The 9,738-nt window shown below is 61.7% G+C and carries 10 protein-coding genes; 4 read left to right on the top strand and 6 right to left on the bottom strand.

Translation table 11 applies throughout. The annotated features are described in order from the left end of the window. The 5 genes from EN994_RS06935 to EN994_RS06915 all read right to left on the bottom strand — a co-directional run. Positions 1–554: cation:proton antiporter (locus EN994_RS06935; RefSeq protein ID WP_206530380.1), on the bottom strand; the 554-nt coding region annotated here is incomplete at its 3' end. Positions 555–696: 142 nt separating this feature from the next. Then, a complete protein-coding gene (locus tag EN994_RS06930; protein ID WP_013532254.1) occupies positions 697–1,950 on the bottom strand; it encodes a L,D-transpeptidase family protein in 1,254 nt (417 codons plus the stop codon). Positions 1,951–2,379: 429 nt separating this feature from the next. Then, entirely contained in the window at positions 2,380–2,895 is a 516-nt protein-coding gene (locus tag EN994_RS06925; RefSeq protein WP_008875359.1) for a winged helix DNA-binding protein, read from the bottom strand. A gap of 238 nt (positions 2,896–3,133) precedes the next feature. Then, positions 3,134–3,556: a DUF6163 family protein gene (locus EN994_RS06920; protein WP_024504684.1), complete on the bottom strand. Its 423-nt coding sequence runs from the start codon at positions 3,554–3,556 to the stop codon at positions 3,134–3,136. Further along, positions 3,553–4,596, bottom strand: coding sequence for an enoyl-CoA hydratase/isomerase family protein (locus EN994_RS06915; RefSeq protein WP_013532256.1), 1,044 nt, complete (start codon positions 4,594–4,596; stop codon positions 3,553–3,555). The genes EN994_RS06920 and EN994_RS06915 overlap by 4 nt, the downstream gene beginning before the upstream one ends. Positions 4,597–4,841: 245 nt before the next feature. Here EN994_RS06915 and EN994_RS06910 point away from each other — a divergent pair, with 245 nt between their 5' ends. From EN994_RS06910 to EN994_RS06900, 3 genes are all read left to right on the top strand, one after another. Then, positions 4,842–5,618 (top strand): DUF2066 domain-containing protein, encoded by a 777-nt coding sequence (locus EN994_RS06910; RefSeq protein ID WP_245458399.1) that lies wholly within the window; start codon positions 4,842–4,844, stop codon positions 5,616–5,618. 88 nt (positions 5,619–5,706) lie between these two features. Then, on the top strand, positions 5,707–6,738 hold the full coding sequence (hemB, locus tag EN994_RS06905) for a porphobilinogen synthase (protein WP_027162429.1): 1,032 nt from the start codon (positions 5,707–5,709) through the stop codon (positions 6,736–6,738). Between the two features lie 217 nt (positions 6,739–6,955). Further along, on the top strand, positions 6,956–7,603 hold the full coding sequence (locus tag EN994_RS06900; RefSeq protein WP_063167762.1) for a dihydrofolate reductase family protein: 648 nt from the start codon (positions 6,956–6,958) through the stop codon (positions 7,601–7,603). A gap of 51 nt (positions 7,604–7,654) precedes the next feature. On the opposite strand, the gene ppk2 is transcribed toward EN994_RS06900, so the two are convergent. Next, positions 7,655–8,575, bottom strand: coding sequence for a polyphosphate kinase 2 (gene ppk2, locus EN994_RS06895; RefSeq protein WP_013532260.1), 921 nt, complete (start codon positions 8,573–8,575; stop codon positions 7,655–7,657). Between the two features lie 278 nt (positions 8,576–8,853). Here ppk2 and EN994_RS06890 point away from each other — a divergent pair. Further along, on the top strand, positions 8,854–9,738 hold an 885-nt coding region (locus EN994_RS06890; protein ID WP_164745830.1), incomplete at its 3' end, for an aldo/keto reductase.

Raw genomic sequence — 9,738 nt, 5'->3', positions numbered from 1 at the left:
GCATAGAGAAAACTGAACGAAGCCGCGGCAAGGGAAAAGCTGCCGGTCAGCACTGCTGCGACGGCGAAGCGGAACATGACGAGGCCTGAAGCGTCGTTGAGCAGCGACTCGCCTTCGAGAATGTGCATCAGCCGCGCCGGGACGACATTCCTGTCGACGATCGAGGACACGGCCACCGCGTCGGTCGGCGACAGCACCGCGGCAAGCGCAAAAGCGACCACCAGAGGGATGCTCGGCACTAGCCAATGCAAGGCGTAGCCGAAGCCGACGATGGTGAAGAAGACCAGCCCTATGGCCAGATCCAGGATCGGTCCGCGCAGCGCCATCAGTTCACGCTTCGGTGCGCCATAGGCATCGCCGAACAGCAGCGGCGGAATGAACACCAGCAGGAACAGCTCCGGATTGATCTCGACATGGATGCCGCGCACCGGCCAGGCGAGCGCGGCACCGATCGCAATCTGCAGCACCGGCAACGGCACCCGCACCAGGCGAACCAGCGCGCCGGAAAGCGCCACGAAGACGAGCACGACCAGAATGAAGACAGCGACTTCCATGGTCCGGTTCCAGGCTTTCCCGCCGACCATGCGCAAAGCCGGCCGATCCGTCCAGCCGCCCTCCCGTGAAAAACGCCGCGGCACCCAATCAATGAAAAAAGGCCGCCCTGAGAGGCGGCCTTTTTAAATAGAAATCAAATATTTAAAGCGCGGACGTGATCTGCAGCTCGTTGTTGCCATCAAGCGCGTAGACGTCGTCGCGGAACTGCACCACGCCCGGACCGGTCGACCAGGCCGAGAGATAGAGGAAGTGGACCGGCACCGGATTGGTGACCTGGATCGGCGTGTTTTCACCGGTCTTGATCGCCGCCTCGAAATGCTGGCGGTCCCAGCCGGGCGTGTCGCGCAGGATCCAGGTGACGAGGTCGCGCACATTCTGCACGCGCACGCAGCCCGAGGAATCGAAACGCAACATCTTGCCGAACAGGCTCTGCTGCGGCGTGTCGTGCATGTAGACGCCATCAGGGCTCGGGAAATTGATCTTCACCGAAGCCATGGCGTTTTCCGAGCCGGGATCCTGACGGAACCGGTACTTGGCGGCGTCGTCGGTCGACCAGTCGACATTCATCGGATCGACTTCGCTGCCATCGGGCGCGAACAGGCGGATGTGGCTGTTCTTGAGATAATCGGGATTTTTCCGCATCAGCGGAATGATGTCCTTGCGCACGATCGAGACCGGCGCGTTCCAGTATGGATTGACGATGATCTCGGTGATCTTGGAATTGACGATCGGCGTCTGGCGATCGATCTTGCCGACGATCGCGGTGTGGCGAAGCACGACGCGGTCGTTCTCGACCGCTTCGACCTGGGCTGCCGGAATGTCGACCAGCACGTAGCGGCTGCCCAGCGTGCCGGCCTTCTCGCGCAGCCGCTGCAGATTGGTCTGCAACTGGCCAAGCCGGATCTGCGCCGAAACGTTCATCGCCGCATAGGTGTATTTGCCCATCGAGCCATCAGCCGGCAGGCCGTGACGCAGTTGGAAGCGCTTGACTGCCGAGTCGACATAGGAATCGAAAGCCGTCGAAATGCCGGCGCTCTGCGACAGGTCGCCGGAAACCATCAGCCGCTTGCGCAACGGCACCACATCGGGATCATCGACGCCAAGCTGCAGCTTCTTGGTCGCGGGAACCTCGACCCAGCCACCCTGCCCGACAATGTTCTGGTATTGCCCGACCGCCTGTTCCGTGAAGGCAACGGTCTGCGGGCTGAAGATCGGCAGCGTCGAAGCCACCTTGCCACCCTCGCTGGCGCGGGCGTCGAACTGGTCGTCCCAATTGCCGCGCGCCGAGGATTTCAGGATATCACCGATCACATCCTGCGCATTGGCGCCGCCGGCGACCACCGCGGCTGCGAGCGCGGAGGCTCCGGACAGGAAAAAACGACGGCTGGTTTTCATGGACGTTCCAGACATTGGTAGCAGTTCGATCACTTGCTGCGTTGATCACCGGGCGATCTCGCCCGCACTGTAAAATTGGCAATCTTAACAATTAGCCAACCATGGTCCGTATCAGCTTGGTGTGACAATGCACAGGCGCGATACGGGCTGCGGGTGAACGCATGGCCTTCACCACAGCATCACTGCCATTCTCGGTTCCATTGGAATATGGCGGCAACGTGGCCTTGCGGCCAAATCCGACCGGCCAGCATTCCGAAAAGAACGGACCGTGCTTTTTGGGTATCGATCGGCGATCGACCACGCGGTGCAATGACCAGCCAAATCAAAGAAAGGCCGATGCCTCTCGGCACCGGCCCTGACTGAAGGTCGATATTTCGGCCGCGCTTCTGTGGCGCGGGCCGGATCCGATGCGGCGGATGTCTTACATCCTTACATCCGGTAGGCGATGGTGTCGTTCCAGAAGCGGTCGAGCCGCTGCAAAGCGCGGTTCATCTGCTTGAACTCATCGGTGTTGATGCCGCCGACCTGTTCGATCGAGCCGACATGACGCTCATAGAGGCCGGCGACGACCTCGGCCACCTCATTGCCCTTCGGCGTCAGCGAGACACGGACCGAACGGCGGTCGATGCGCGAGCGCTGATGGTTGATGAAGCCGAGATCGACCAGCTTCTTCAGATTGTAGGAGACGTTCGAGCCGAGATAGTAGCCACGCGAGCGCAGCTCGCCCGCGGTCAGTTCGGAATTGCCGATGTTGAACAGCAGCAGTGCCTGGATGGCATTGATGTCGGAACGGCCGTTGCGGTCGAATTCGTCTTTGATCACATCAAGCAGGCGGCGGTGCAGCCGTTCAACAAGCTGCAGCGATTCCATGTACAGGGAACGGATAGCCTCACGGCGATCGTCGGATACGTTGGCGGTCTTCGCCGCCGGACGCGAATTGATCATTGTCTTTGCCTCTCGTTTGTCGCCCTGGTGATTTTTTGTTTTTCACCTTGATCGCGACACTATCGAATACTCATAAAATTCGACTTAAACGCTAGGGCTAACAAGAGCTTACCGGTAAGAGGTTTCGGAAGAGGCTTAACGAACGGTCACCCGAGCAAGGATAATTAACCTAAAGATTTCGGCAACGATTGCAGGGCTCATTCGAGGCGACAGCCGGGCCGCCAATGGGTTCAACGGCTTAGTGGCGGACCGGGCGCTTCTGCAGGTAGATGACGACGCGAAAGACGACGTAGAGCACCGCCACCGCCGCATGCGAGACGACAATCAGCAAGCGGTGGCCGAACAACTCGGGAAAGCCGGCGTACATGACCGTCTCGGTCACCGCGCAAATGAACCATATCACCGGGCCCCAGGACGCCAGCATCCACAGGCCGGCAGCGGCAAAGGGAAAGAACACGGCGAGCACCACCGCCGCGACCTGCCAGTGCACGGGCATCAGGTCGAAACGCCACAGTGTGCCCGGATAAAAGCCGATCAGCTTGATCCAGTAGAGAATGCCGAACAGCAGGCAGTAGCCCGATATGACGCGCTGGAACCAGGCGAAGATCACCTCCACCCCCGAGGGCTGCAGAACGATGCGCCTTGAGGTCACCTCGCTCATATCAGGAGTTCCCGTTCGCCGAGCGGAGCGAAATAGGCGTCGACATCCGCTTCGCTGACCGCTGCGAGGCTTGCCGGCCGCCATTGCGGCTTCGAGCCCTTGTCGATGATGGCAGCGCGGATGCCTTCGTAGAAATCATGGCCGGCGAGCATCCGGTTGAGGATGCGGAACTCCATCTTCATGCAGGCTTCCATGGACAGCGTCAGTCCGGCGCTGATCTGCCGCCAGGCGACGCGCAGGCTGGTCGGCGAGCGGGTGCGGATCGTCGCCAGCGTCTTTGCCGCGAACTCATCGGCGGCGGCCGCACGCTCGAGGCTGTCGATGACGCGGTTCAGGGACGGTTGCGAAAAATGACGGACAATCGCCTCCAGCGTCGGCCTGTCGGTTTCTCGCCTTGCCTGCACGAAGAAGCCGCGCAGCACCGATTCCGGATCGCCGGTCAACGCCAGCCGGTCGAGGAAGCCAGCCTGGTCCTCGGCCTTGATGGTATGGGTGGCCAGCCCAGACCACAGCGCATCGCCATATCGAATGCGATTGCCGGTCAGCGCCAGATACATGCCGAAGGAGCCGCCGAGATCGGGCAGCAGGTGGCTGGCGCCAACATCCGGAAAGAAGCCGATGCCGACTTCCGGCATGGCAAACTGGGCATTCTCGGTCATCACCCGGTGCGAGCCGTGGAAGGAGATGCCGACGCCGCCACCCATGACGATACCGTCGATCAGGGCGACATAGGGCTTCTTGTAGCTGTTGATGCGGGCGTTGAGCCGGTATTCGTCGGCGAAGAACTCGACCGGCGGTTTTCCCGCCCGACCTGTCTCATAGACATGCAGGATATCGCCGCCGGCCGAAAAGGCCCTGCCCTCTGCCTTGACGACGATGACGTCGATGCCCTGGTCGGCCTCCCAGGCGGAAAGAGCGGCGTCGAGCGCCCCGATCATGCGGTGCGTCAAGGCATTGAGCGCCTGCGGCCGCGTCAAGGTGACGACGCCGGCCCGGCCCAGATGTTCGAAGCGGATCTCGTCGCCTCCGCCAAAATCCATCGTGAAAGAATCCCTCTCCCGGCCGCCGGGACTGAAGTGCTAAAGCGTGGCGCATGGGTGCGTCAATGGCGAGGACACCGGTGCAAGCTCTGGCCCGGACCAGGAGCCAGTGCTAAAAATAGAGCTGCAATACGGAAAACTGGGTAGAGTTCATTGCAGCGTACCTGCTGGGTCTTCGAACGGGACGATTGTTTATGACTCGATTTTCGCACCTTGCGCCGGTGGCAATCGGGCTGAGCCTCTGCTTGGCTGTTCACCCGGTCATGGCGGGGACTTTGGAAGACCTCTACAGCTCGCAGACCATCGTCAACGGCAAGTACGAGAAGAACCGCCAGTCCGGCTTCAAGCGCTGCCTCGACGCGGTTCTGGTGCGGGTTTCCGGCGATCAGCGCCTGCCGGCGAAACCTGAAATGACGGCATTGCGCGACAAAGCCGGCACCTTCGTCGCCAGTTTCCACTATCGCGACCGCATGGAAGGCATTCCCAACCATGACGACCAGGGCACGTACGATCGGCCTCATAATCTCTACTGCCAGTACAAGCCTGCTGACGTCGACCCGGTGCTGGCTTCGCTCGGCAGCAGGCCGTGGCTGACCGAGCGGCCACGGCTGGTGGTGTTTTTGGCGACCGAGCGCGGAACAACGCATTACGCGCTCGATGCCGAGGACGACCGTGGCATGCTGATGCGCGAATCGTTCGGCAATGCCGCCGTACCGCTGGCCATGCAGGTGACTTTTCCCACGGTGGCGCAGCTGTCGCAGGCCGGATTGGACGATCAGGCGCTTCGCAATGCCGAGATGACGAAGCTCGACACCCTTGCGGAGAAGGCCGGCGCCGACCAGGCGCTTTACGGCAGTCTCGTCTGGAGCGACAAGGAACTGGGCTGGATCGCCGACTGGCGGCTGGCCATGGCCGGCAAGACCTACATCTGGCAGGTGCGCGGTGTCGGCTTCGACGAGGCTTTCCGTGTCGCCATCAGGGGCGCGGCACAGATTCTGTCAGGCAATGGGCAACCCGAATAGGCCTCGACCCGGTCGCTGGCACAATCGTGCCGCATTGGTCAGCGGCGGGAGCTCGTGGTAAAAGCCTGCCCGAACGAGAGTACTGGCGATGAACAAATTCACCCCCGCAAAGCCCGCCGGCGCGCGCGGCGTCGACGAAATCACCGGCAGCCGCCGTCTGCGCCGCATGCGCAAGGCCGACTGGTCGCGCCGTCTGGTGCAAGAGAACCGGCTCACGGTCGACGATTTGATCTGGCCGATCTTCGTCGTCGAGGGCAAGGGTGTTTGCGAGCCGATCGCCGCCATGCCCGGCGTCTTCCGCCTGTCGATCGATCTCGCCGTCAAGGAGGCAGAGCGCGCGGCAAAACTCGGCATTCCCGCCCTCGCCACCTTCCCCAATGTGGACATCTCGCTGCGCGACCAGACCGGCTCGCACATCCTCGATCCCGACAATGTCATCAACCGCGCCACCCGCGCGATCAAGGATGCGGTACCGCAGATCGGCATCATCACCGACGCAGCGCTCGACCCATTCACCAGCCACGGCCATGACGGCATCCTGCGCGACGGCATCATCGTCAACGACGAGACAGTGGAACAGGTGACCGCCGCCGCAGTCATCCAGGCGGCCGCCGGCGCCGACATCATCGCACCGTCCGACATGATGGACGGCCGCATCGGCGCCATCCGCGACGCGCTCGATGCCAATGGTTTTCAGGACGTGGCGATCATGTCCTATGCGACCAAATTCGCCTCGGCCTTCTACGGACCCTATCGCGAGGCGGTGGGCACCGCCGGTCTGCTCAAGGGCGACAAGAAGACCTATTACATCGACCATGCCAATTCGGACGAGGCGGTGAGAGAGGCCGAACAGGACATCGCCGAGGGCGCCGACATGCTGATGGTCAAGCCCGGCCTGCCCTATCTCGACATCATCCGGCGGCTGAAGGACGAGTTCCAGATGCCGACCTTCGCCTACCAGGTGTCGGGCGAATATTCGATGATCAAGGCGGCAGGCGCCAATGGCTGGATCGACGGCGAGAAGGCAATGCTGGAATCGCTGCTCGCCTTCAAGCGCGCCGGCTGCGACGGCATCCTGACCTATTTCGCACCCGAAGTGGCGGAGATGCTGAAGGGGTAATTTCTCTTCGCGACGACGGCCGGTCGCGGCGAGCAATGTCGGCCAATCCGCTTCGACATCCATACCAATTTCCGGCTCTTGGCCGGGGAATCCATAGCGAGGGCCACTTGACCGTTGCGTGGGCTTCGTTTGAGCTTGAAAATACCGCTTGCAATTCACAATCGGTTTGTTACAAAAAACTGCTTGCAAAACACAATCGGTTATCGAGGAGGCTCGCATGTCCAAACTTCGCGTCAACGCTTTCACCCTATCGCTCGACGGCTATGGCGCCGGTCCCGATCAGGATCTGCAAAATCCGCTCGGCGTCGGTGGGGAATCCTTGCACAAGTGGTTTGTCGACACCCGCACCTTCCGCGAGATGGTGCTCGGACAAGATGGCGGCACCACCGACGTCAACGAGGCGTTCGCGGCGCGCAGCTTCGAAAATGTCGGCGCCTGGATCCTCGGCCGCAACATGTTCGGACCGATCCGCGGCGAATGGCCTGACGACAGCTGGAAAGGCTGGTGGGGCGACAACCCGCCCTATCATGTGCCGGTTTTCGTGCTGACCCATCACAAGCGGGAACCGATCACGATGGAGGGCGGCACCACTTTCCACTTCGTCGTCGACGGCATCCATTCAGCTCTTGAACAGGCAAAGGCTGCCGCTGGCGGCAAGGATGTGCGGGTCGGCGGCGGCGTCGCCACCATACGGCAATATCTGCAGGAAAAACTGATCGACGAGATGCATCTGGCGATCGCGCCGCTGCTGCTGGGCACGGGCGAGAACCTTTTTGCCGGCCTGGACATGCTCAAGCTCGGCTATGTCTGCAGCGAGCAGGTGGCGACCCCGCTCGCGACGCACGTCACCATCAAGCGGGCGTAAGGTGGAGAGCCAATCTCTCCCCTCGTGGGGGAGATCGCAGCTTCGTCTGCCTCAATACTTCTCCGGCACGTAGAGCTCGCGCGGCAGCACCTGGCGTTCGTATTCGGGGTTGAAGACGCGCTCCGGCAAAGTGATCTCCTCGTGCGGCACTTCCTCGTAAGGCAGCTGCTTGAGCAGATGGTCGATGCAGTTCAGCCGCGCGCGTTTCTTGTCGTTGCCCTCGACGATGAACCAGGGCGCTTCCGGGATGTTGGTGCGGGCGAAGGTCTCTTCCTTGGCCTTGGTGTACTGCTCCCAGCGCACGCGCGACTGCAGGTCCATCGGCGACAGTTTCCACTGTTTCATCGGATCGTGGATGCGCATCAGGAAGCGCATCTGCTGTTCCTCGTCGGTGATCGAGAACCAGTATTTGACCACGGTGATGCCCGAGCGGACCAGCATGCGCTCGAATTCCGGCACGTCGTGGAAGAATTCTTCGACCTGATCGGGCTGGGCAAAGCCCATCACCCGCTCGACGCCCGAGCGGTTGTACCATGAGCGGTCGAACAGCACGATCTCGCCGCCGGCCGGCAGATGCGGGACATAGCGCTGGAAATACCATTGCGACTTTTCGCGCTCCGTCGGCGCCGGCAGTGCGACGACACGGCAGATGCGCGGGTTGAGGCGCTGGGTGATGCGCTTGATGACACCGCCCTTGCCGGCCGAATCGCGTCCCTCGAAGATCACCACCAGCTTCTTCTTGTGGTGGGCGACCCAGGACTGCAGCTTGATCAATTCGGACTGCAGGGTGATCAGGTCGCGAAAATACTGCATGCGATCGATCGAAGGCGGATGCGAGTTCTTGTAGATCTTGGCGATCTCCATCGACAGCGCCGGCTCCGACATTTCGAGCTCATAGTCTTCGTCAAGCGTGTCGGCGAGCTCGGCTTCAAGCCAATCCCTGGCCGGAGAATTCTGTTTTAGCTCGGTCATTATCGGCTGCTCCACTTGCAAGCTCTGTCGATCCACGTCCGGCGCCCCAAACTCCCGGCCTACAGCCCGGGAACGGCAACACCTGAGCCGACTTCCATATAGGCCTGCAATGACGGTTTTATTGCAGCGCGAGCATGGTCACCACCGCTGTCGGTCCAGCCAGGCATGATCGATCCGCCGCGCTGGCATGGAGACACGTCGCCCAAATTGTCCTACAAATAGCGGCCACTTTCGGGCGGCCCTCCCCAGCCCTTTCCCAATGCAATCGCGAGGACGACATGGAATACCGCACCCTCGGCCGTTCCGGCCTGAAAGTATCGACACTGACCATGGGGACCATGACGTTCGGTGGCGCCGGTGCTTTTTCGGCGGTCGGCAAGACCGATCTCGACGAAGCGCGCCGGATGATCGATCTCTGTATCGACGCCGGCATCAATGTCATCGACACCGCCAATGTCTATTCGAACGGCATTTCCGAAGAAATCATCGGCGAAGCGCTCGGCGGCAAGCGCAAGGGCGACGTGCTGATCGCCTCCAAGGCACGGATGCGGATCGGCAAAGGTCCAAACGACGAAGGCCTGTCGCGCCATCACCTGATTCGGGAATGCGAGAAGAGCCTGAAGCGGCTCAAGACCGACGTCATCGACATCTATTTCCTGCACGAATGGGATGGCGTGACGCCGCTGGAGGAAACCATCGGCGCGCTCGACACGCTGGTTGCCCAGGGCAAGATCCGCTATGTCGGCTGCTCCAACTATTCCGGCTGGCAGGTGATGAAGGCGCTCGGCATCAGCGACAGCCGTCATCAGCCGCGCTTCATCACGCAGCAGATCCACTACACGCTGGAAGCGCGCGAAGCGGAGTACGAACTGCTGCCGATTTCCGTCGACCAGGGGCTGGGCGTTCTGGTCTGGAGCCCGCTTGCCGGCGGATTGCTGTCCGGCAAATACCGCCGTGACAGCCCCACCGCCCGCCAACTCGCGGGCTGGTCGGAACCACCGATCCGCGACGAGGACCGGCTGTGGCGGATCGTCGATGTGCTTGTGGAGATCGGCGCGCAGCGCGGCGTGTCGGCAGCGCAGGTGGCGCTGGCCTGGCTGCTTGGCCGGCCGTCCATCAGTTCCCTGGTGATCGGCGGCAGGACGGAAACGCAGTTCCTGGAC

It is taken from the genome of Mesorhizobium sp. M7A.F.Ca.CA.002.09.1.1 (genome assembly GCF_003998555.1).
In the GTDB taxonomy this organism is placed as follows: Bacteria; Pseudomonadota; Alphaproteobacteria; order Rhizobiales; family Rhizobiaceae; genus Mesorhizobium; species Mesorhizobium ciceri.
This window is presented reverse-complemented; position numbering and strand designations above follow the sequence as displayed.

Bases quoted from the DNA above. Each gene is read 5' to 3' on its own strand.
- EN994_RS06930 (WP_013532254.1), bottom strand. From the start codon at position 1,950: ATGAAAACCAGCCGTCGTTTTTTCCTGTCCGGAGCCTCCGCGCTCGCA.
- EN994_RS06925 (WP_008875359.1), bottom strand. From the start codon at position 2,895: ATGATCAATTCGCGTCCGGCGGCGAAGACCGCCAACGTATCCGACGAT.
- EN994_RS06920 (WP_024504684.1), bottom strand. From the start codon at position 3,556: ATGAGCGAGGTGACCTCAAGGCGCATCGTTCTGCAGCCCTCGGGGGTG.
- EN994_RS06915 (WP_013532256.1), bottom strand. From the start codon at position 4,596: ATGGATTTTGGCGGAGGCGACGAGATCCGCTTCGAACATCTGGGCCGG.
- hemB (WP_027162429.1), top strand. From the start codon at position 5,707: ATGAACAAATTCACCCCCGCAAAGCCCGCCGGCGCGCGCGGCGTCGAC.
- EN994_RS06900 (WP_063167762.1), top strand. From the start codon at position 6,956: ATGTCCAAACTTCGCGTCAACGCTTTCACCCTATCGCTCGACGGCTAT.
- ppk2 (WP_013532260.1), bottom strand. From the start codon at position 8,575: ATGACCGAGCTAAAACAGAATTCTCCGGCCAGGGATTGGCTTGAAGCC.